The sequence below is a fragment of the Streptomyces kronopolitis genome, assembly GCF_050953795.1.
GTDB lineage: Bacteria > Actinomycetota > Actinomycetes > Streptomycetales > Streptomycetaceae > Streptomyces > Streptomyces kronopolitis_A.
The window spans coordinates 7,346,503-7,367,349 of record NZ_CP191850.1; the positions used below are offsets into that span (position 1 = coordinate 7,346,503).

General features: G+C 72.5%; 17 protein-coding genes. 12 read left to right on the plus strand and 5 right to left on the minus strand.

Annotation, left to right across the window (positions count from 1 at the left end):
• Positions 1-8: 8 nt before the first annotated feature.
• Both ACQP17_RS32500 and ACQP17_RS32505 read left to right on the plus strand, forming a co-directional pair.
• Positions 9-842, plus strand: coding sequence for a PP2C family protein-serine/threonine phosphatase (locus tag ACQP17_RS32500; protein ID WP_433859504.1), 834 nt, complete (start codon positions 9-11; stop codon positions 840-842).
• 63 nt (positions 843-905) lie between these two features.
• Positions 906-1,889, plus strand: a complete 984-nt coding sequence (locus ACQP17_RS32505) for an MASE1 domain-containing protein (RefSeq protein WP_433860067.1) — start codon at positions 906-908, stop codon at positions 1,887-1,889.
• A gap of 25 nt (positions 1,890-1,914) precedes the next feature.
• Here ACQP17_RS32505 and ACQP17_RS32510 read toward each other — a convergent pair whose 3' ends face one another.
• On the minus strand, positions 1,915-2,976 hold the full coding sequence (locus tag ACQP17_RS32510; protein ID WP_433859505.1) for an ATP-dependent DNA ligase: 1,062 nt from the start codon (positions 2,974-2,976) through the stop codon (positions 1,915-1,917).
• A gap of 102 nt (positions 2,977-3,078) precedes the next feature.
• On the opposite strand from ACQP17_RS32510, the gene ligD reads away from it, so the two are divergent.
• The 4 genes from ligD (at position 3,079) to ACQP17_RS32530 (ending at position 7,523) form a co-directional block, all read left to right on the plus strand.
• A complete protein-coding gene (gene ligD, locus ACQP17_RS32515; RefSeq protein ID WP_433859506.1) occupies positions 3,079-4,092 on the plus strand; it encodes a non-homologous end-joining DNA ligase in 1,014 nt (337 codons plus the stop codon).
• Positions 4,093-4,231: 139 nt separating this feature from the next.
• On the plus strand, positions 4,232-5,860 hold the full coding sequence (locus tag ACQP17_RS32520; RefSeq protein ID WP_433859507.1) for an MFS transporter: 1,629 nt from the start codon (positions 4,232-4,234) through the stop codon (positions 5,858-5,860).
• Positions 5,857-7,083: a PP2C family protein-serine/threonine phosphatase gene (locus tag ACQP17_RS32525; RefSeq protein WP_433859508.1), complete on the plus strand. Its 1,227-nt coding sequence runs from the start codon at positions 5,857-5,859 to the stop codon at positions 7,081-7,083. The genes ACQP17_RS32520 and ACQP17_RS32525 overlap by 4 nt, the downstream gene beginning before the upstream one ends.
• On the plus strand, positions 7,080-7,523 hold the full coding sequence (locus tag ACQP17_RS32530) for a hypothetical protein (protein ID WP_433859509.1): 444 nt from the start codon (positions 7,080-7,082) through the stop codon (positions 7,521-7,523). Before ACQP17_RS32525 ends, ACQP17_RS32530 begins: the two co-directional genes overlap by 4 nt.
• Positions 7,524-7,581: 58 nt before the next feature.
• Here the strand turns inward: ACQP17_RS32530 and ACQP17_RS32535 are convergent, their stop codons facing one another.
• Positions 7,582-9,132 (minus strand): AMP-binding protein, encoded by a 1,551-nt coding sequence (locus tag ACQP17_RS32535; RefSeq protein ID WP_433859510.1) that lies wholly within the window; start codon positions 9,130-9,132, stop codon positions 7,582-7,584.
• A 433-nt stretch (positions 9,133-9,565) separates the two neighbouring features.
• Here ACQP17_RS32535 and ACQP17_RS32540 point away from each other — a divergent pair, with 433 nt between their 5' ends.
• Together ACQP17_RS32540 and ACQP17_RS32545 are read left to right on the plus strand one after the other, a co-directional pair.
• Positions 9,566-11,650 (plus strand): SpoIIE family protein phosphatase, encoded by a 2,085-nt coding sequence (locus ACQP17_RS32540; protein ID WP_433859511.1) that lies wholly within the window; start codon positions 9,566-9,568, stop codon positions 11,648-11,650.
• 313 nt (positions 11,651-11,963) lie between these two features.
• A complete protein-coding gene (locus ACQP17_RS32545; protein WP_433859512.1) occupies positions 11,964-13,418 on the plus strand; it encodes an APC family permease in 1,455 nt (484 codons plus the stop codon).
• A gap of 56 nt (positions 13,419-13,474) precedes the next feature.
• Here the strand turns inward: ACQP17_RS32545 and ACQP17_RS32550 are convergent, their stop codons facing one another.
• Positions 13,475-13,804 carry a hypothetical protein gene (locus ACQP17_RS32550; protein ID WP_433859513.1) on the minus strand — a complete coding sequence of 110 codons (330 nt, stop codon included), beginning with the start codon at positions 13,802-13,804 and terminating at the stop codon, positions 13,475-13,477.
• Between the two features lie 450 nt (positions 13,805-14,254).
• Here ACQP17_RS32550 and ACQP17_RS32555 point away from each other — a divergent pair, with 450 nt between their 5' ends.
• The 3 genes from ACQP17_RS32555 (at position 14,255) to ACQP17_RS32565 (ending at position 17,992) form a co-directional block, all read left to right on the plus strand.
• Complete coding sequence (locus ACQP17_RS32555; RefSeq protein ID WP_433859514.1) at positions 14,255-16,963, plus strand: SpoIIE family protein phosphatase; 2,709 nt, start codon at positions 14,255-14,257, stop codon at positions 16,961-16,963.
• 49 nt (positions 16,964-17,012) lie between these two features.
• Positions 17,013-17,408 carry an SHOCT domain-containing protein gene (locus tag ACQP17_RS32560; protein WP_433859515.1) on the plus strand — a complete coding sequence of 132 codons (396 nt, stop codon included), beginning with the start codon at positions 17,013-17,015 and terminating at the stop codon, positions 17,406-17,408.
• 353 nt (positions 17,409-17,761) lie between these two features.
• Complete coding sequence (locus ACQP17_RS32565; protein WP_189102053.1) at positions 17,762-17,992, plus strand: hypothetical protein; 231 nt, start codon at positions 17,762-17,764, stop codon at positions 17,990-17,992.
• A 109-nt stretch (positions 17,993-18,101) separates the two neighbouring features.
• On the opposite strand, the gene ACQP17_RS32570 is transcribed toward ACQP17_RS32565, so the two are convergent.
• Both ACQP17_RS32570 and ACQP17_RS32575 read right to left on the minus strand, forming a co-directional pair.
• Positions 18,102-18,929 carry an alpha/beta fold hydrolase gene (locus ACQP17_RS32570; RefSeq protein WP_433859516.1) on the minus strand — a complete coding sequence of 276 codons (828 nt, stop codon included), beginning with the start codon at positions 18,927-18,929 and terminating at the stop codon, positions 18,102-18,104.
• A gap of 70 nt (positions 18,930-18,999) precedes the next feature.
• Positions 19,000-19,332 carry a hypothetical protein gene (locus tag ACQP17_RS32575; protein WP_433859517.1) on the minus strand — a complete coding sequence of 111 codons (333 nt, stop codon included), beginning with the start codon at positions 19,330-19,332 and terminating at the stop codon, positions 19,000-19,002.
• 281 nt (positions 19,333-19,613) lie between these two features.
• Here ACQP17_RS32575 and ACQP17_RS32580 point away from each other — a divergent pair, with 281 nt between their 5' ends.
• Positions 19,614-20,831 carry a cytochrome P450 gene (locus ACQP17_RS32580; protein WP_433859518.1) on the plus strand — a complete coding sequence of 406 codons (1,218 nt, stop codon included), beginning with the start codon at positions 19,614-19,616 and terminating at the stop codon, positions 20,829-20,831.
• Positions 20,832-20,847 lie beyond the last annotated feature (16 nt).

Consider the following 20,847-nt stretch of genomic DNA (forward strand, 5'->3'; position numbering starts at 1 on the left):
AGCGATCCATGCTGCGGCGTCGTCCTTCGCGGTCCGCGAGCGCCGACGATCTGCTGACCACGCTCGGCCGGCTCACCGCCCAGGCGCGGGAGGGCGCCGAGAAGCAGCGGGCCCGGGTGGAGCTGGCCGAGGCCCTCCAGCACGACATGCTGCCGACAGTCCTGCCGGTGGTGCCCGGCCTGCGCGCCGCCGCCACCTACGCCCCCGCCCGGCACGGCCTGGACATCGGGGGCGACTGGTACGACGGCTTCCCGCTGCCCGACGGATCGCTCGCCTTCTGCATCGGCGACGTACAGGGGCACGACGTCGAGGCGGCCGCCTTCATGGGGCAGATCCGCTTCGGGCTGCGCGCCGTCGCCGGCCACGCCGCCGACCCGGGGGAGGTGCTGCGGCGCGCCAACGACCTGCTGGTGTCCGTCGACTGCGGGCTCTTCGCGACCTGCACCTTCGTCCGCTTCGACCCGGTCGCCTGGGAGCTGTCCAGCGCCCGGGCCGGTCATGTGCCGGGCATCTGGGCCACCACCGACGGCCGCCACGGTCTCGCCGACGACGCCGGGGGCCTGCCGCTCGGCATCGTCGCGGGGGAGGACTATCCGGTCACCCGCCGGCGCTTCGCCACGGCGGGCGCGTTCGTCCTGCTCACCGACGGGGTCGTCGAGGGCCCGTCGTTCCCGATAGAGGCCGGACTGGCCCAGGTGACCCGGCTGGTCAGCGCCAACGCCGGCGGCGACCCGGCCACGGTGGCCGACGTGGCGATGAGCGTGGCCGAATTCACCGGGCACACCGACGACTCCGCGGTGATCGTGCTGCGCTTCGACGCGGCGGCGCCCAGAGCGGGGTGAAGCGCGGCCCTGGCGTGCGTGTCGCGCCCGGTGCCCGGCCGCCGGCGTTGTCTGATGGCCGGTGTGGTGCGCACCGAGGAACTCCGCCGTCTCGCACCGGCAGCCCTGACGATCCTCGGCCTCGCCGGCGTCTACTACGCGTCCGCACGGATCGGCCTGCTGGAGCAGGTGGTGATCGCCGGCGCCCAGGTCACGCCGCTCTGGCCGCCCACGGGCATCGCGCTGAGCTGTCTGCTCCTGCTGGGCCTGCGGGCCTGGCCGGGCATCGCGCTCGGCACCTTCCTGGTCGTCGCCTCGATCAGCGCACTCCAGCCCTCCGTCATCGGCATCATGGCGGGCAACACCCTGGCCCCCGTGTGCGCCTGCTGGATGCTGCGCAGGGTGGGCTTTCGCACCGAACTCGACCGGCTGCGCGACGGGGTGGCGCTGGTCGGCCTCGGCGCGTTCGCCGGCATGCTGATCAGCGCGACGGTCGGCACCGGAACGCTGCTCCTGAGCGGGGTGCTGCCGGCCGGCGGCTTCTGGAAGACCTGGGCCGCGTGGTGGGTGGGCGACGCGATGGGCATCCTCGTCATCACCCCGCTGCTCCTCGCCTGCCGGACGCTGCGCCGGCCCCGGGACGTGCCCGGCTACCGCTGGGCCGAGGCCGCGATCCTGCTGGCCGGCTCGGTCGGGATCACGTATGTGGCGGTCTCCAGCGAGCTGTCGCTGCTGTTCCTGGTCTTTCCGCTGATCGTGTGGGCGGCGCTGCGCTTCCAGCTGGCGGGCGCGGCCCCGATCGTGCTGCTGGTGTCCGTGCTGGCCATCACCGCGGCGAACGGCCGCCGGGGACCGTTCCAGGGCCAGAGCCTGCTGGAGGCGATGATCAACCTCCAGGCCCTCAACGCGTCCGCGGCGCTCACCGCGCTGCTGCTGTCGGCGATCATCGCCGAGCAGTACAGCATCCGCCGCAAGATCGAGTACGCCTGCCGGGAACTCGCCGAGGTCGTCGACCGCCTCGCGCCGGGGGAGACCCGGCGCCGCTGGCCCCCGGACACCGACCGCTGAGCGGGTCGCGCCCGGCACGGGGACGTCAGTCCCGCAGCAGCTCGCCCAGGTCGTAGTGCACCGGCTCCTCCAGCTGGGCGTAGGTGCAGCTCTCCGGCGTACGGTCCGGGCGCCAGTGACGGAACTGGGCGGTGTGCCGGAACCTGTCGCCCTCCATGTGGTCGTAGGCGACCTCGCACACCCGCTCCGGGCGCAGCGGCACCCACGACAGGTCCTTGCCGCCGCTCCAGCGGCTGGGCCCGCCCGGCATCCGCCGCGAGGCGTGCGCCGCCTCATCGGCCCACTCGCCCCACGGATGCCCCGCGGCGTCCGCCATCCGCAGCGGCGCCAGCTCCTCGATCAGCGCCCGCCGCCTGGCCATGGGGAACGACGCGCACACCCCGACGTGCTGGAGGTGCCCGGCGTCGTCGTGCAGGCCCAGCAGCAGGGAGCCGACCACCGGCCCGCTCTTGTGCAGCCGGTACCCCGCGACCACGCAGTCCGCGGTCCGGGCATGCTTGATCTTGAACATGGCGCGGTCACCGGGCCGGTACGGCAGATCGAGCGGCTTGGCGACCACCCCGTCCAGCCCCGCGCCCTCGAACTGGGTGAACCAGCGGCGCGCCAGCTCCTGATCCGTGGTGGCGGGCGCGGTGTACACCGGGGCACGGGCCGGGCGCAGCGCCTCGACCAGGGCCTCCCGGCGCGCCGCCTGTGGCTCGTGCAGCAGCGTGGCGGAGTCCAGCGCCAGCAGGTCGAAGGCGACGAGCGAGGCGGGCGTCCGCTCGGCGAGGGTGCGGACCCGGGAGTCGGCCGGGTGGATGCGCTCCAGCAGCTCCTCGAAGTGCAGCCGGCCGTCATGGGCGATGACGATCTCGCCGTCCAGGACGCAGCGCCGCGGCAGCTCGGCCCGCGCCGCCGTGACCACTTCGGGGAAGTAGCGGGTGAGCGGCTTCTTGGTACGGCTGGCGATCTCGACCTCGTCGCCGTCGCGGAAGACGATGACGCGGAAGCCGTCCCACTTGGCCTCGTACTGCATGCCGGCGGGAATCCTGGTCACCAGCTTCGCGAGCATCGGGGAGACCGGGGGCATCACGGGCAGGTCCATGCCCCGATCCTGACCGCCGGCGGCGCTTCCCGCGCGCCGGACGCGGGCGGCACACCGCGCTCCCGGCGCGCGGCGCCGCGGCTCGGAACCTAACGTGGAGTCATGGCCGGAGGCGGAGCTGTCGAGCTGGACGTCGCGGGACGCACGGTGCGCCTGTCGAACCCCGACAAGACGTATTACCCCGAGCGCGGCTTCACCAAGATGGACGTCGCGCAGTACTACCTCGCCGTCGCCGACGGGGTGCTGCGGGGCCTGCGCGACCGGCCCACCACCATGCAGCGCTTTCCCGACGGCGTGGAGGGCGAGTTCTTCTACCAGAAGCGGGCGCCCAAGGGACTGCCCGACTGGCTGCCCACCGCCCGGATCACCTTCCCCAGCGGGCGGTTCGCCGACGAGATGTGCCCCACCGAGCCCGCGGCCGTGCTCTGGGCGGCCAATCTGGGGTGTCTGACGTTCCATCCGTGGCCGGTCCGCCGGAACGACACCGAGCACCCCGACGAACTGCGGATCGACCTCGACCCGCAGCCCGGCACCGGCTTCGCCGACGCCGTCCGGGTCGCGCACGCGCTGCGGGAGCTGCTGACCGAGCACGGGCTGCGCGGCTGGCCCAAGACGTCCGGCGGCCGCGGGGTGCACGTCTACGTTCCGCTGCGGCCGCACTGGACGTTCACCGAGGTCCGGCGCGCCGCCATCACCGTGGCCCGGGAGCTGGAGCGCCGGATGCCGGAGCAGGTGACCTCGGCCTGGTGGAAGGAGGAGCGCGGCGAGAAGGTCTTCGTGGACTACAACCAGATGGCCCGGGACCGGACCATCGCCTCCGCCTACTCGCTGCGCGCCCGGCCGCGGGCGACCGTCTCCACCCCGCTGCACTGGGACGAGCTCTCCGACGCGGCGCCCGAGGACTTCGACCTGCGGACCGTGCCCCCGCGGTTCGCGGAACTCGGCGATGTGCACGCCGACATGGCCGACCACGCCTTCGGCCTGGAATCCGTCCTGGAGGCCGCGGACCGGCAGGAGCGGGACGAGGGGCTGGGGGACCTGCCCTATCCGCCCGACCATCCGAAGATGCCGGGGGAGCCGTCCCGGGTGCAGCCGAGCCGGGCCCGCAAGCGCTGACACCGCCGGCGCCGGACAGCCCGACCCGAACGGCCGTACCCGCCCACGCCGCGCGCGACCGCACCGGTCGCGCCGTCCGGGCACCGGGAGCCCCGACCGCCCCTTCCCCGGCATGCGCCCGCCTCCCTCGGACGGGAACATGTCGCACGTGGCGCACGACAGGAACGCACCGGAGGCGACGGCCCGGCGCGCGCCAAAGGCCGGGCGGGACGCGGGGACGGGAGCGGCGCAGCGGACGCTCTCGCTGGCCGCCATGCTCTTCGCGGTGTCGATGACCTTCATCGACCAGACGCTCGTGTCCCTCGCCGCGCCGCGGATCGCCGAGGACCTGGGCCTCACCGCCGCCGGCATCCGATGGGTCGTCAACGCCTATCTGCTGGCCCTCGCGGCGTGCTTCGCGCTGGGCGGGCGGCTGGCCGATCTGCTCGGCCACCGCCGCATCATGCTCGTGGGCACCGTGATCTTCCTCCTCGCCGCCGCGCTGTGCGGCGCCGTGCCGCACGGGGACGCCGCCCTGGCCTGGCTGGTCGTGTGCCGGGCCGGGCAGGGTGTCGGCGCGGCCCTGATGTTCCCCGCGGCGCTCGCCGTGGTGGGCATGGTCGTTCCGGCCGCGCGCCGGAGGCGGTCGCTGGCCCTGTTCTTCGGGCTGTCCGGCGCGCTGACCGCGATCGGACCGGTCCTCGGCGGCTGGCTCACCACCTGGACCTGGCGGGCCGTCTTCTGGGTCAACGTGCCGGTCGCGGTGGTCGCCGTCGTGCTGACACTGCTGGCGCACCTCCCCGACGACGCCCGCCGCGGGAGCCTGGACGGGCGCGGTGCGCTGTTGCTCGCCGCCGGTACGGTCCTGAGCGTGCTGGGCCTCCAGCAGGCCGGCACCTGGGGCTGGGCCGCCCCGGCGACCTGGGCGTGCACCCTCGGCGGGCTGCTGGTGCTGGTGGTCTTCGTCCGCTTCGAACTGCGCACCCGCCACCCGCTGCTCGGCCTGCGGGTCTTCCGCGACCGCGCCTTCGTCGCCGATGTCGTCGTGCTCTTCTTCGCGATGACGGCGTTCGTGCCGGTGTTCTTCTTCGCCTCGGTCTACGCACAGGTCGCCCTGGGCTCCTCGCCGAACGAGGCCGGGCTGTATCTCCTGGTCTTCTTCGCGGGTTTCGGCGTCGCGGCGCAGCTCGGCGGATGGATCCTCGACCGGCACGGCGCCCGGACGGCGCTGCGGGTCGGCACCGCGACGGCCGCCGTGGGCTTCGCGCTGTGGGCGCACGAGATGACGGACCTGTCGCTGAGCGCCCAGTGGCCCTGGATCGTGCTGGCCGGAGCCGGCATCGGACTGCTGCTCGCGCCCGCCTCGACCGACGCCGCCGGCCGGGCGGCCGGTGTGTCCCGCGGCGAGGCCGCCGGCGTCACCCGGACCGTCCGCAGCTACGCCGCCGGCCTGGGCCTGGCCGTCCTGGGCACGGTGCTGGCGCACGTCACCACCGACCGGATCGTCGAGAGCCTCAAGGACCGCGGGCTGTCCACCGCCACCTCCCGCGAACTGGCCCACGGCCTCACCGGCACCCTGGCGGGCCAGGGCGGCCGGCCGCCGTCCGGCGACGCGGCCTCGCGGCTGCCGCCCGAGGTGCTGGACGCGGTGCGCGGGGACTTCGCCGAGGGCAACCGGGCGGTCTTCTACGGCATGGCCGCCGCGCTCGCCGTGGCGTTCCTCTGCGCCCATCTGCACCCCGGGACCCGGCGCGCACCGGACCCGCCCCCGGGCACGGGGCGCACATGAGCCGCGCGGAGATCGACTACGCGGCGGTGTTCCAGGCGCTGCCGGGCGGAGTGCTGCTGCTCACCCCGGAGTTGGTGATCGCCGAGGTGAACGAGTCGCTGCTGCAGCGGGCCGGCCGGGAACGCGACCAGCTGGTCGGCCGCCACCTCTTCGACGCGTTCCCCGACAACCCCGACGACCCCGGCGCGACCGGGATGCGCAACCTGCGGGCGTCCCTGGAGCGGGTCTTGGCCACCGGCCGGTGCGACACCATGGCGCTGCAGCGCTACGACGTCGAACCGCCCGGCCGGCCGGGCGTGTTCGAGGAGCGGTACTGGAGCCCGGTCAACGCACCGGTACTCGGCCCCGACGGAGAGGTGCGGCTGATCGTGCACCGGGTCGAGGAGGTCACCGAGATCGTCCGGGCCGGTGCCCGCCACCACGGCGGCGACCGGGAACGGATGGAGGCCGAGCTGTTCCGCCGTGCCCAGGAACTCCAGGAGGTCAACGACCGGCTGCGGCGCTCCCACGACCGGGAGCGGGAGGTGGTGCTGGCCCTCCAGGACGCGATGCTGCCCGCGCCCCGGCTCGTGGGGCACCACCGGGCGGCGGTGCGCTACCGGCCGGCGGTCGGCGCGCTCAATGTCTGCGGCGACTGGTACGACCTGGCCGAACTGCCCGGCGACCGGATGGCGGTGGCCGTCGGCGATGTCGTCGGCCACGGACTGGACGCCGCCTGCGTCATGGGCCAGCTGCGCAGCGCGCTGAGCGCCGCGACCCGGGTCACCGGGGGACCGGCCCAGGCCCTGGAGGTGCTCGGAATCTACGCCCGGTCGGTGGAGGGCGCCGAGTCCACCACCGCGGTGCAGGCGATCATCGACTGGCCCACGCACACCCTCGCCTACAGCAGCGCCGGCCATCCGCCGCCGGCCCTGCTGCACCCGGACGGCACGGTGGAGCTGCTGGACGGGGCGACCGACCCGCCGCTGGGTGCGCGCCCCGAGCATGTGGCCCGGCCCGAGGCGGAGGTGGCCTTCGAGGACGGGGCGGTGCTGGTCCTGTACACCGACGGGCTGATCGAGCGCCGCCACGAGGACATCGACGCCGGCCTGGCGCGGCTGGCGGCGGCGCTCACCCGGCACCGGGGCGCCGGCGCCGAGGAACTGGCCGACGCGCTGCTGGTGGAGCTGTTGCCGCCCAGCGGCGCCACCGATGACGCGGCCCTCGTCATCCTCCGGCTGTGAGCGCCGCGAAGGGCGGGACGGCGGGCCCCGATCCGTTAGCGCGACTGGAGCAATTCCGGGGGCCGTTCGAGTGGCTGTTCGTAGTGTCTGCGGGGTTTTGGCCGGTGCGCGGTACTCATCGATTGTCCGATTTCCTGCCAAACAGGAGAAACGCAATGCGCAAGTTCATAGGTCGCTCCGTGGCTGCTGCGGCGATTGCCGCCGCCACCGTTGTCCCGCTCGCCGGCATCGCCTCTGCCGCCCCCCAGGCCGACCACGGCCGTAACCACCACCGCCAGAACTGCCACCACCGTGGCTTCGACCGCGGCTTCGACGGCGGTCGCCGCGGTGGTTTCGGCCGTGGCGGCTTCGGCAACTTCGGCGGCTTCGGCCGTGGTGGCTTCGGCTTCGGCGGGCTGTTCGGCTTCCCGTTCGGCTTCGGTCTGCTCGGCATTCTCTGACCGGAAGCAGAACAGACGGGCCGTCGTGGCGCTCAGCTGCGGCGGCCCGTCGCTGCGGTCATCCGGCGGTCCCGGCCTCCTGCTCGGCCTGCCGGCGCAGTTCCTTCTTGTCCGGCTTTCCGGCGTCGGTCAGCGGCAGCGCCTCGACGAACGTCAGCCGTGCGGGCTCGTACATCGCGCCGCGCTCGGTCCGCACCATGGCGCCCAGCTGCGCGGCATCGACGGTGCTCCCCGGCGCCCGGACGACGACGGCGTGCACCCGCTCCATGCGGTCGGCGTCCCGGACCCCGAACACGGCGCTCTGGTGCACCTGCGGGTGGGAGTTGAGCAGGTCTTCCAGCTCCGTGGTGTACACATGGCCGCCGACCACGACGATCATGTCCTTGATCCGGTCGACGATGGTCAGGTAGTTCTCCTCGTCGAGGAAGCCGATGTCCCCGGTGTGCAGCCAGCCGTCCCGCAGCACCTCGGCGGTCAGTTCGGGCTGCTTCCAGTACCCCTGCATGATCATGTCGGAGCGGACGCAGACCTCGCCGTGCTCACCGGCGGGCAGGTCGCGGCCCGCCTCGTCGCGGATCGCCACCTCGACGTCCGGCAGCACCTTGCCCGCGGAGCGCAGCCGGTCGGGGCGCTCGGGGTCGTGGTCCTCCGGGGCGAGCGTGCTGATGCCGCCGGCCTCGTTCTGCCCGTAGCCCTGCATCAGCACCGGGCCGAACATCCGGATCGCGTCGGCTATCCGCGCCGGGGACGCCTGGCAGCCGCCGTACGTCACCATGCGCAGGCTGGAGGTGTCGGTGTGCTGCGCGTCCGGGTGGTCCATCAGCTGGTAGAGCAGCGGCGGCAGCAGGAACAGCTCGGTGATGCGCTCGCGTTCGATGGTGGCGAGCGCGGTCGCGGGGTCGAAGTCGTCGAGCAGGACGACGGTGCCGCCGGCGTGCAGGGTGCTGTCGGCCATCACACCCGCGGCGTGCGCGAGGGTCGTGCAGACCAGCTGCCGGCGCCCGGACTCCGGCTCCTGCCGGAGCACTCCGTGGAACCAGCGGGCCTGTGTGAAGGTCGTGCAGATGCCCTTGGGGTGGCCCGTGGTGCCGCCGGTGTGGCGGATGGTGCACACGTCGTCGAGCCGGGCCCGGCTGGCGAACGGCTCGTCGGACTCGCCGGCCGCCAGCTCCAGCAGATCGGCGCCGCCCTTCTTGGCCGGACCGAGCACGAGCACGTCCGGCACCGGTGCCAGCGCGGTGACCTCGGCGGCCCGCTCGGCCATGCGCGGGTCGACGATCAGGGCGCGGGTCTCGACATCGCGGACGATCGCGGCCTGGGACTCGGCGGACAGCTTGGTGTAGAGGAAGTTGACCCGGGCGCCGAGCAGATTGGCGGCGTAGCGGGCGGCGAGGGTCTCCGGGAGGTTGCCGCTCAGCAGGGTGACGGTGGTGCCGCGGTCGACGCCGCGGGCGCGCAGGGCGCGGGCCAGGCGGTGGACGAGGGCACGGAACTCACCCGCGGTGACGCGACGGCCCTGGTGGACCAGGGCCTCGCGCGTCGGGTCGGCACTAAGGACATCGAGGTTCTCCTCCACGTACGTGCGGAAGGTCTGGGCGGTGCTGGACATGATGTCGGGCTTCCTCCTGACGCCGGCGGGCGCGGTCCTGTGCGCCGTTGCGGTCTCGTGCACTTGGTTGCTGCAGGCAACCAGTTGTTCTCAGCGTAGACCCTGGAGATCAACAACTCAAAGTCGGCAAGGCGCGGGCACCGCCCGTGCGGCCCGCAGGGGGCCGGAATGCGGCCGCGGCCCGCCGTTTCGCCTGCGAACCCGGCCGGAAACCTCACGGTGAATATCGTCAACACGGTCGCCGACCTGCGAACGGCGTCGGATAATGCTCCCTCGCGCACGGGTCGCGGCCAGCCTGCGGATCTCGCTCTCCCTGCAGGTCCGTCCCGTGTCGAGAGATGATGGAGAACAGCGGAAGCACAGTGAGATTCGGCCGATGTACGGAGAGCGCCACGGCTGTCGGTCCGCGTTGACCGGCGGAAGGAGTGCCTGGATGGGTGCGACCGACGCGTTCCCCGAAGGTGCGGCCCGCCTGGGGGCCGCACCGGGGCAGCCTGGCGGCCTGCTGGACGTGCTCGGCGTGGCCGCCGTGATGCTGGACGCGGACGGACGGATCACCCTGTGGAGTCCGCAGGCCGAGGCACTGTTCGGCTGGAGCGCCGAGGAGGCGCTCGGCCGCTCCGCCGCGCAGCTGCTGGTCGGACCGGAGCACTTCGATCTGGTGCTGAACCTGTTCACCGAGGTCATGGCGGGCGGCGAGAGCTGGGCGGGGGTCTTCCCGGTCCAGCTCAAGGACGGCAGCACCCGGCTCGTCGAATTCCGCAACATGCGGCTGCTGGACGAGCGCGGCGAGTCCTACGCCCTGGGCATCGCCACCGACCAGACCGTGCTGCGGCGGGTGGAGCGCGATCTGGCGCTGTCGGTGCGCCTGGTGGCCCAGTCACCGATCGGCCTGGCGGTCCTGGACACCTCGCTGCGCTTCGTCATGGTCAACCCCGCGCTGGAGCGCATCAACGAGCTGCCGGCCGACCGGCACATCGGCCACGAGGTCCGCGAGGCCCTCTCCTTCCTGGACACCGACACCATCGTGGCCAGCATGCGCGAGGTCCTCGACACCGGTACGCCGATGCTCGACCAGTTCACCCTGGGGCGCACCGCCTCCGATCCCCACGCCGACAAGGCCTGGTCGGTGTCGTATTACCGCCTGGAGGACGCCCACGGCCGGGTGCTGGGGCTGGCCACCTCGGTCGTGGACGTCACCGAGCAGCACCGGGCCGCCACCGAGGCGGCCCGCGCGCGCAGGCGGCTGGCCGTCATCGCCGACGCCTCCGCCACCGTCGGCACCACCCTCGACGTCGACCAGACCGCGCACGAACTGGCCGACGTCATCGTCCCCGAACTCGCGGACCTGGCCGCCGTCGATGTCCTCGACGCCGTCCTGGACGGGCGGCGTCCGACCTCGCTCGCCCGTGGCGGCCCGGCCCGCTTCCGGGCGCTCGCCGTCTCCACGGCCTACTCCACCGAGGCCGCCCGCGCCGCCGACCCCACCGGTCAGATCGCCTCCTACGAGGCCGACCGGCTGATCACCCGCTGCGTGACCGAGGCGCGCCCGGTCCTCGTCTCCCAGGTGGACGAGGACGACCTGCCGCACATCGCCGCTGACCCGCAGGGCGCCGCCCTGCTGAAGAAGGCGGGGCTGCACTCCTATCTGGCCGTCCCGCTGATCGCCCGGGGCGAGGTGCTCGGCGCGCTGTCGCTCTACCGCGTGCGCAACCCGGAGCCGTTCGACGAGGACGACGCGGTGCTGGCCGTGGAACTGGCCGCCCGGGCGGCGGTCTGCATCGACAACGCGCGGTCCTACCAGAGCGAACGCCGCACCGCGCTCACCCTCCAGCGCCATCTGATGAACCACCGGCCACCGCAGCCCACGGCCATGCAGATCGCCTACCGCTACCAGCCCGCCCAGGCGGCCAGCGAGGTCGGCGGCGACTGGTTCGACGCGATACCCGTGGCCGGGGACAAGACCGCGCTGGTCGTCGGCGACGTCATGGGCAGCGGCATCAACGCCGCCGCCACCATGGGACAGCTGCGCACCACCGCCCGCGCCCTGGCCGACCTCGACCTCGACCCGGACGAGGTGCTGCGCCATCTCGACCACATCGCCGTCGGCCTCGACCCGGCCTTCGCCACCTGTCTGTACGCGGTGTACGACCCGCACCGCACCGAGTGCCGGGTCTCCGTCGCCGGGCATCTGCCACCGATCGTGCTGCGCCCGGACCGGCCGCCCGAGCTGCTGGACCTGCCCACCGGCGCGCCGCTCGGCGTCGGTGGCGTCCCCTTCGAGCGGACCACCGTCCCGCTGCGCGAGGGCGATCAGCTGGTGCTCTACACCGATGGGCTGATCGAGACCCGTGACCAGCCGATAGACGCCCGTCTGGACACCCTGCTGGAACTGCTCACGGAGCCCGAGCAGGATCTGGAGGTGCTCTGCGACCGTCTGCTGGCGGCCCTGCGCGACGAGCACGACCACGACGACGTGGCGCTGCTGATCGCCCGCGTGCACACGCACAAGGAGTGAGGCGGGGGGCACGGATCCGCCGGGACCGCAACGGATTCGGCGGTGCCCGCGAGCCTCTCCCGCCGTCCCGTCGGGCCGCGATATCCGCTTGGATTAGGCACTCAGATCATGGATAAGCGTTCCAAGTAGCGGGCGATGCTGCGGATTTCGTTGTCTCACCCTGTTAACGGGGTCTTGACGGGAGTCGTCGGCAGGGGTTGTATTCGGTCACCAAAGCGGACACGTGGTTGTCCGGGTTCACTCCGCTTTGCGGCGTTCCCCCCATATGCAGCACCCCTCATGCCGCCAGCACCGATGGGATACGGATACCGATATGCCCTACACGCCTGTTGCCCCCGCAGCGCCTGAGCGGGACACCCGCGCGGTGACCGAGGGGGACACCGCGACCAGCCCCAAACTCACCCGGTCGATCGGTGTGGTCGGCGGCACCCTGCTCACGCTGTCCTGTCTGACCCCGGCGTCCTCGCTCTTCGTGATCGTTCCGGACTCCTTCGCCACCCTGGGCACGGGCACCGCGCTGACCATCGCCATCGCGGCGCTGCTGTGCGTCGGCGTGGCCTTCACCTACTCCGAACTCGGCACGCTGATACCGAGTTCCGGCGGCGAATACGCCATGGTCGGCACGCTCATGGGCCGCCTCGCGGGCTGGCTGGTTTTCATACTCTCGCTGATCGTCGTCATGATCGTGCCACCGATCATCGCGCTGGGCACCGCCGACTATCTGGCCCCGATCGTGCATCTGGATCCGCAGTGGACCGCCGCCGCGGTGATGCTGCTGGCCACCGCCATGGGGCTGCTCGATCTGCGCGCCAACGCCTGGATCACCGGCATCTTCCTGGTGCTGGAGGTCGTCGCCAGCGCGGTCGTCGCCTTCCTCGGCTTCACCCACACCCAGCGGCCGGCGTCCGTCCTCGTCCACCCCGTCATCGACGCCGGCAACGGGCACAGCGCCGCGGTCACCGGGGGTCTCATCGTGGCCGGACTGGCCACCGCGCTCTTCATCCTCCAGGGCTTCTCCACCGCCGTGTACCTGGCCGAGGAGATGGACAACCCACGCCGCAACGTCTCGCGCACCGTGCTGTGGACCCTCGCCATCGGCGCGGCCGTCGTCCTGATCCCGGTCATCGCCATCACCCTGGGCGCCCCCGACCTGAAGACCCTCGGCGCCGGTGACGTCGCGGGCATGGTGCAAGACTGGAGCAACTCGGGCGTCGGCACCTTCGTGAGCCTGTGCATCGCCCTGGCGATCATCAACGCGGCGATCGTGATGGTGATCCAGAACTCCCGGGTGGTCTTCTCCTCGGCGCGCGACGCCGCCTGGCCCACCCCGGTCAACCGCGTCTTCTCGCACGTCGGTCGGCGCTTCGGCTCCCCCTGGGCGGCGACCCTCGCGGTCGGCGTGCCCGGTGCGGCCCTGTGCTTCGTCAACCTCGACACCCTCAGCGAGGTCACCGGCGTGGCCGTCGCCGCGATGTACGTCTTCGTCGCCCTGGGTGCCCTGGTCTCGCGCCGCGGCGAGCACAAGCACCGGCTGGCCTGGCGGATGCCGCTGTGGCCGGCGATCCCGGCGCTGCTGATCGTGGTGCTGGCGTGGGTGCTCTACCAGCAGAGCACCAAGAGCCTGGCGATCACCGGCGCGATCGTGGTGGCCGCGGCCGGGTACTGGCTGCTCTACCTGCGCCCCCGCCAGGAGACGCACTGGGTGATCTCGGTGCCCGAGGACGAGCAGGCCCCCGCCGTGACGGCGGTCGCGCCGCCGGTCGGATAGAGCCGCAGGCCCCCTGAACCGCCCGCCCGGCGCGCTTGCCCGGGCGGGCCTTCTTCTTACCGCCCGGAGAGCGCGAGCGCGTCCAGCAGAAGGCATACGTGGTCGACGGCGTCCCGCCCGGCGGGGCTGTCGGCCACCGCCGCGTCGTCGAGCAGGCGGGCGGTCTCGTCCAGCAGCTTCAGCAGCCGCTCGTGCAGCCCGGCCGGCGGTTCCGCGTGCGCAAGGGCGGCCCGGATCTGCTCGCTCGTGAGCGGCACACCGGTTTCGAGGAAGCGGTACAGCGACACGGCGGCCCGCCGGTCGGTGTCACTCGGCTTCCACAGCCCGAGCGCGTGGTGGTCGATGAGCGCGGCCGCCTCGGCACGGATCTCCTCGGGAACATGCATGCCCACGAACGTCTCATACCGTCCGGCCCGCCCCTGTCACGGCAGGGGGCACCCCCCTACCACCTCCGCGGCGGATCCGCTCGCCTGGCGAGCGCGGCTGACCAGGCATATCGTGCTTACGCCGGACTCACACGGGCCATCGGTGCCGATCAGGCAAGCGCCCGGCCCTGTGGGAAGAGTTACATGAAGCGTCCGGACCCTGGGCGATTTGTTCCCTGTGCCGCGGCGCCTCGCGAGCGCCGCGTATGTCCTCTTCGTCGAAGAGGTTCGCATATGCGTACCAGTAAAACCTACCCGGGAGACTTTCCGCCCTCTGGCGCCCGGCCCCGGATCACGGGACGATCCTCTGACAGCCCGTGAGGCCGCCCGGCAGCAGCGCGGGCGCTCGACGCTGCTGCGCTCCGCATCGCGCGGCTCGCCCACCGTATGCGGGAGGTGTACAAAGAGGACATGGCCGGACGCTACGGCCGCCCGCGTTCGGTTCTCAGGATGCGAACTGTCGCAGGCCAGGTCTTTCTCCTGCAGGTGGCGATCGTGGTGTTGCTCGTCGCCGCCGCCATCGCGGCCCTCGTGCTGCAATCCAGGGCCGACGGAGACCGTGAGGCCCGCAACCGGTCGGTGGCGGTCGCGGAGGCCTTCGCGAACGCGCCGGGCATCGAAGCCGCCCTGCAGAGCGCCGATCCGACCGCGGTACTGCAGCCGCGGACGGAAGCCGCGCGCAAACGCTCCGAGGTCGACTTCATCGTCGTGATGAACACGCAGGGCATCCGCTACACCCACCCCATTCCCAACCGCATCGGCAAGAAATTCGTCGGCACGATCAAGCCGGCGCTGGCCGGCGGGGTGGTCACCGAGCGGATCACCGGCACCATCGGGCCCCTGGTACAGGCCGTGGTGCCCGTCTTCGGCCACAACGGCAAGGTCATCGGGCTGGTCTCGGCAGGGATCACCGTCAATCGCGTCAGCGGCGTCGTCGACAACCAGTTCCCGCTGCTGTTCGGCGCCGCGGCGGGTGTCCTCCTCGTGGCCACCGGCGGCACCGCACTGGTCAGCAGGCGCCTGCGGCGGCAGACCCACGGCCTCGGCCCGGCCGAGATGACCCGGATGTACGAACACCACGACGCGGTGCTGCACGCCGTACGCGAGGGCGTGATCATCGTCGGCGGGGACGGCTGTCTGCTGCTCGCCAACGACGAGGCGCGCCGGCTGCTCGCCCTGCCGTCCGAGGTCGAGGGGCGCCCGGTCACGGAGCTGGGACTCGACCCCGCCACCGCCCATCTGCTGGCCTCCGGCCGGGTCGTCACCGACGAGGTCCACCCCGTCGGCGACCGGCTGCTGGCCGTCAACCAGCGCTCGACGGACCAGGCCGGCGGACCGCCGGGCAGCGTCACCACGCTGCGCGACACCACCGAGCTGCGGGCCCTCACCGGCCGGGCCGATGTGGCCCGCGGCCGCCTCAAGCTGCTCTACGACGCCGGTACGGAGATCGGCACCACCCTGGACGTGGTGCGCACCTGCGAGGAGCTCGCGGAATTCGGCGCCTCGCGCTTCGCCGACATCGTCACCGTCGATCTCGGCGAGGACGTGCTGATCGGCGAGGAGCCGACCGCTCCCTCCGGCGCGGCCGTGGAGATGCGGCGCACGGCGCTCAGCGGCGCGCCGCCCGAGAGTGGCCTCTACCCCGTCGGCCGGCTGATCCGCTTCGAGCCGGCCACCGCCCTCGGCGCCAGCCTCCTGAGCGGGCAGGCGGCCCTGGAGGCGGATCTGGCGGCGTTCACCGGCTGGCACCTGCAGAGCCCCGACCGGGCGAGACGGATAGTCGCGCACGGCATCCACTCCAGGATCGCGGTGCCGCTGCGGGCCCGCGGCGTCATCCTCGGCGTGGCCATCTTCTGGCGCTCCAACGTGCCCGAGCCGTTCGAGGACGAGGACCTGTCCGTCGCCGAGGAGCTGGTCGCGCGGGCCGCGGTGAGCATCGACAACGCCCGCCGGTACACCCGCGAGCACACCATGGCCGTCACCCTCCAGCGCAGCCTGCTGCCGCGTGCCCTGCCGGAGCAGAACGCGGTCGAGGCCGCCTACCGCTACCTGCCCGCCCAGGCGGGGCGCGGCGGACTCGGCGGCGTCGGCGGCGACTGGTTCGACATCATCCCGCTGCCCGGCGCCCGGGTGGCGCTGGTCGTCGGGGACGTGGTGGGGCACGGACTGCACGCCGCCGCCACGATGGGACGGCTGCGCACCGCGGTCCACAACTTCGCCAACCTGGACCTGCCGCCCGACGAGATCCTCTGGCACCTCGACGAGCTCGTCACCCGCATCGACCAGGACGAGGGCGCCGAGGGCTCGGTCACCGGCGCCACCTGCCTCTACGCCATCTACGACCCGGCGTCCGGGAACTGCACCATGGCGCGTGCCGGGCACGTCCAGCCCATACTGCTGCGGCCGGACGGCACCGCCGAGATCGCCGACGTGCCCGGTGGCCCGCCCCTCGGGCTCGGCGGGCTGCCGTTCGAGACCTGGCACCGGCAGCTGCCCGAGGCGAGCCGTCTGGTGCTGTTCACCGACGGGCTCGTCGAGGACCGCAACCGCGACCTCGACGAGGGCATGGCGCTGCTGAGCCGCACGCTCGCCGACCACCCCGCGCGGACGCCGGAGGAGACCTGTGAGGCCGCACTCGGCGTGCTGCTGCCGGAGCGCCCCAGCGACGACATCGCCCTGCTCGTGGCCCGCACCCAGGTTTTGGACACCGCGCACGTCGCCGAGTGGGAGGTGCCGCCGGACCCCTCGGCCGTCGCCCACATACGCGCCACGGCGGTCCGCAAGCTGATCGAATGGGGCCTGGCGGACGCGGCGTTCACCGCCGAGCTGATCCTCAGCGAGCTGGTCACCAACTCCATCCGGTACGCGGCCGGCCCCATCGGTGTGCGGCTGATCCGCGACACCGCCCTGATCTGCGAGGTCTCCGACCGCAGCAGTACCTCCCCGCATCTGCGGCAGGCCGCCACCACGGACGAGGGCGGCCGCGGCCTCTTCCTCGTCGCCCAATTGGCCGAACGGTGGGGGACGCGCTACACCGCCGGCGGCAAGGTGATCTGGACGGAACAGGCGCTCACCGGCGTCGATCTGGTCGCGCTGGACGTCGACCTCGACGATCCTTGAGGTGAGGGACGGATGAGCTCGGGGCTACCGGCGTCACGAGGAGGCCGCGATGGACTACCCGCTGCTCAACGCGTTCTGGACGATGTGCCTGATCTTTCTGTGGGTCCTCTGGCTGATCCTGCTCTTCAGGATCATCGGTGACATCTTCCGGAGCCGTGACATCAACAACTGGGCCAAGACGGGCTGGCTCGTCCTGGTGATCGTGCTGCCCTTCCTGGGCGTCTTCATCTATGTGATCGCGCGCGGCCACGGAATGAGCGAGCGGGAGTACGCGCAGGCCGAACGGCAGCAGAAACAGCTGCAGAGCTACCTCCGGGACACCGTCGCGACCGGCGACGAGACCGCCCGGCACGCGGATTCCCTGGCCAAGCTCGCCGAGCTGAAGAACCACGGGGACATCACCGAAGAGGAGTTCCAGAAGGCCAAGGCGAAGGTACTCGCCTGACCTGACCGGGAGGGCCACGTCGCGGGAGTTCCTGCCGCGGCCCGGGCCGAACCGGCGACGGGCGGGTCATCCCTTCGGGGCGAGCGTTCCGCGGTGCGCGGACGCCCGCCCCGGAGCGGTGCCGGGGGGTGCGTCAGGCGGTGAACAGGCCTTCCAGGTAAGGGTCTTGCTCGATGCTGCCCTCCCTGCGGGAGCGGCGGGGCGGGAGTCGGGGCCGGACACCCGTCGGGTAAAAACCAGGCAAGCCGTTACGCCGACTCGCGTAATTCAGGTTGAAGTGGGTTTTGGGAGGTTCTGCGAAGGTGATCACTGAAAAGGTCGATATACCCCTTTGATCCTCCCAAGGAGCAGACATGCGCATTCGCGCCGCGATCGCAGCCAGCGCCCTGGCCACCACCATCGTCATGGGCGGTGCGAGCGCCGCCCTGGCCTGCAACAAGGGCCACCACCACAACAACCACGGCCGCGGTCACGGCCACCACGCCGCCTGCTGGCTCTCGGCGGGCGTCCTGGACCGTGTCGGCCCCGTCTTCAGCGAAGGCTGCGAGCGCAGCGGCTGGGGCTTTGACGGCCGCCGGAGGTAATCAAAGCTGACGGCCGGCGCCGGCCGACACGACCTCGGGTCGCGTCGGCCGGCGCCGGTCTGTGTGTGCGGCCGCGCGCCGGACCCGTTCCTCCGGCCGGGGCGCTCGCTCATCCGTCGAGGAACGCCAGCAGATCGGCGTGGAAGTCGTCCTTGTACGAGCCGACGGCGAACAGGCCGTGCGGCGCACCCGGATAGATCTTCAGCGTGGCGTCCTTCACCAGCTTCGCCGACTTCTGACCGGAGGCCACGAACGGCACGATCTGGTCGTCGTCGCCGTGGATGATCAGGGTGGGGACATCGAACCGCCGGAGGTCCTCGGTGAAGTCGGTCTCCGAGAACTGCCGGACACAGTCGTACGACGCCTTCAGCCCCACCTGCATGCTCCAGAGCCAGAACGCCTCGCGCACGCCCTGGGAGACGGCGGAGCCGTGCCGGTTGGCGCCGTAGAAGGTCTCGCTGAGGTCCTTGTAGAACTGCGACCGGTCGCCGGCCACCCCCGCGCGGATCCCGTCGAAGATCCCCCGCGGCAGCCCCTCCGGGTTGGCCTCGGTCTTGAGCATCAGCGGCGGCACGGCACCGAGCAGGACCACCTTCGCGACCCGGCCGGTGCCGTGCCGGCCGATGTAGCGGGTCACCTCGCCGCCGCCGGTGGAGTGCCCGACCAGCACCGCATCCCGCAGGTCCAGGGCGTCCATCAGCTGCGCCAGGTCGTCCGCGTAGGTGTCCATGTCGTTGCCCTGCCAGGGCTGGCCGGAACGGCCGTGGCCCCGGCGGTCATGGGCGACCGCCCGGAAGCCGTGGGAGGCGACCAGGTACAGCTGGTCGTCCCAGGCGTCGGCGTTGAGCGGCCAGCCGTGACTGAACACGACGGGGCGGCCCGTCCCCCAGTCCTTGTAGAAGATCTCCGTGCCGTCGGTCGTCGTGAGGGTGGGCATGGCGTGGTGGGTCCTTTTCTGCCGTTGGTCGGTGTACGGACAGGGGGCGCGGAGCGCCGGGCCGCGGTGGTCAGCAGCGGTCGGCCGGCGGCGCGGAGCCCCGGCGGCGCCGGGCGCTCGCGACGAGCGCCGCGCCCGCCACCACGGTCAGACCGGCCATCGTGCCCAGGCCCATGAAGACCAGCGGCTTGGTGGGCGTCGTCTCCGGGGCGGAGCGCGCGGGGACCGCGGCGGTGAACACCGGCGCGGCGAGGTGCCGTTGACCGGCGGCCGGTACGCGGACCGCGGCCCGGTGCGCGGCGGCGGCCGGTCCGGCGGCGCACCACATCGCGAGGAGGGCCACGGCGAGGACCGGCCCGAGCCGGTACCGGTTCAGGGGGCCAGGGGCGGAACGTGCGGCCATGCGTCTCTCACTTCTCCGTCTCCACGAGGAGGCGGCCGGATCGGGAACTGCCGGATCCCAGGGTTTCCGGCCACCGCCCCGGTGGCGTGCCCACGGCGGCAGGAGAGTGAAGGTGGCACGCCATCCGGGTGGCGGCAGGCCCCGCCGGGTGTCCGGCGGGCGCACGGCCCCGGGGCCCGCCCCGCCCCGCGCCCGGGCGCTCTGGACGGAGCCCGCCGCGCTGCCCTAGCGTCACGAACCGTCCGAGCCCGCTCCGCGCCCACCACAGCCGAGGACGTGTCGTGACCACCATCCCGTCGCCGCCCGACATCCTGTCGCCGCAGTTCGCCGCGGACCCCTACCCCGCCTACCGGATCCTGCGCGCGCACTACCCGCTGTTCCACGACAAGGGCACCGACAGCTATCTGCTCTCCCGGTACGAGGACGTGGCACGCGCCTTCCGCGACCCGGTGTTCACCACCGACAACTACGCCTGGCAGCTCGAACCGGCGCACGGCGGCCGGACCCTGCCGCAGATGAGCGGCCGTGAACACAGCGTCCACCGTGCCCTGGTGGCCCCCGCCTTCCGGGGCCGGGAGCTGCGGGAGACGTTCCTGCCGGTCATCGAGCGCAATGCCGAGGAGCTGATCGACACCTTCCGTGACGCGGCGGAGGCCGATCTGGTCGCGCAGTTCGCGACCCGCTTCCCGGTCAACGTCATCGTCGACATGCTCGGCCTGGACCGCGCCGACCACGACCGCTTCCACGGCTGGTACGCGTCCATCGTCGGGTTCCTGGCCAACCTCGCCCAGGATCCCGAGGTCGCCGCGGCCGGCCGGCGCGCCGGTGCGGAGCTGCGGGCCCATCTGCTCCCGTTCCTCCGCGCACGGCGTGCCGCACCCGGCGACGACCTGCTCTCCACGCTGTGCACCGCCGAGATCGAGGGCACCCGGATGAGCGAGGGGGACATCACGTCCTTCGTCAGCCTGCTGCTGGCGGCCGGCGGCGAAACCACGGACAAGGCCATCGCCGCCGTGATGCGCAATCTGCTGGCGCACCCGGACCAGTTGGCCGCCGTACGCGCCGACCGCTCGCTGATCCCCGCGGCCTTCGCGGAGACCCTGCGCCACACCCCGCCGGTCCAGATGATCATGCGGCAGCCGGCCGCCGATGTCGTCCTCAGCGGCGGCACCGTTCCCGCCGGCGCCACGGTCACCTGCCTGATCGGCTCCGCGCACCGCGACGAGCGGCAGTTCTCCCGGCCCGACGCCTTCGACGTCTTCCGCACCGATCTGACCCCCGCCACGGCCTTCAGCGCCGCCGCCGACCACGTCGCCTTCTCCCTCGGCCGGCACTTCTGCGTGGGCGCCCTCCTGGCCAGGGCCGAGGTGGAGACCGCCGTCAACCAACTGCTCGACGCGTTCCCCTCGATGGCGTTCGCGGACGGCGCGGCCCCCGCCGACGTGGGTGTCTTCACCCGCGGACCGCAGCGGCTGCGGGTCCGGCTCGGGCCCCGGTGACGGGCCGTGACAGGTC

What these genes read in the sequence shown, in the direction of transcription:
- ACQP17_RS32500 (WP_433859504.1), top strand. Translation starts at nt 9, where the DNA reads ATGCTGCGGCGTCGTCCTTCGCGGTCCGCGAGCGCCGACGATCTGCTG.
- ACQP17_RS32510 (WP_433859505.1), bottom strand. Translation starts at nt 2,976, where the DNA reads ATGGACCTGCCCGTGATGCCCCCGGTCTCCCCGATGCTCGCGAAGCTG.
- ligD (WP_433859506.1), top strand. Translation starts at nt 3,079, where the DNA reads ATGGCCGGAGGCGGAGCTGTCGAGCTGGACGTCGCGGGACGCACGGTG.
- ACQP17_RS32520 (WP_433859507.1), top strand. Translation starts at nt 4,232, where the DNA reads ATGTCGCACGTGGCGCACGACAGGAACGCACCGGAGGCGACGGCCCGG.
- ACQP17_RS32525 (WP_433859508.1), top strand. Translation starts at nt 5,857, where the DNA reads ATGAGCCGCGCGGAGATCGACTACGCGGCGGTGTTCCAGGCGCTGCCG.
- ACQP17_RS32535 (WP_433859510.1), bottom strand. Translation starts at nt 9,132, where the DNA reads ATGTCCAGCACCGCCCAGACCTTCCGCACGTACGTGGAGGAGAACCTC.
- ACQP17_RS32540 (WP_433859511.1), top strand. Translation starts at nt 9,566, where the DNA reads ATGGGTGCGACCGACGCGTTCCCCGAAGGTGCGGCCCGCCTGGGGGCC.
- ACQP17_RS32545 (WP_433859512.1), top strand. Translation starts at nt 11,964, where the DNA reads ATGCCCTACACGCCTGTTGCCCCCGCAGCGCCTGAGCGGGACACCCGC.
- ACQP17_RS32550 (WP_433859513.1), bottom strand. Translation starts at nt 13,804, where the DNA reads ATGCATGTTCCCGAGGAGATCCGTGCCGAGGCGGCCGCGCTCATCGAC.
- ACQP17_RS32555 (WP_433859514.1), top strand. Translation starts at nt 14,255, where the DNA reads ATGGCCGGACGCTACGGCCGCCCGCGTTCGGTTCTCAGGATGCGAACT.
- ACQP17_RS32560 (WP_433859515.1), top strand. Translation starts at nt 17,013, where the DNA reads ATGGACTACCCGCTGCTCAACGCGTTCTGGACGATGTGCCTGATCTTT.
- ACQP17_RS32565 (WP_189102053.1), top strand. Translation starts at nt 17,762, where the DNA reads ATGCGCATTCGCGCCGCGATCGCAGCCAGCGCCCTGGCCACCACCATC.
- ACQP17_RS32570 (WP_433859516.1), bottom strand. Translation starts at nt 18,929, where the DNA reads ATGCCCACCCTCACGACGACCGACGGCACGGAGATCTTCTACAAGGAC.
- ACQP17_RS32575 (WP_433859517.1), bottom strand. Translation starts at nt 19,332, where the DNA reads ATGGCCGCACGTTCCGCCCCTGGCCCCCTGAACCGGTACCGGCTCGGG.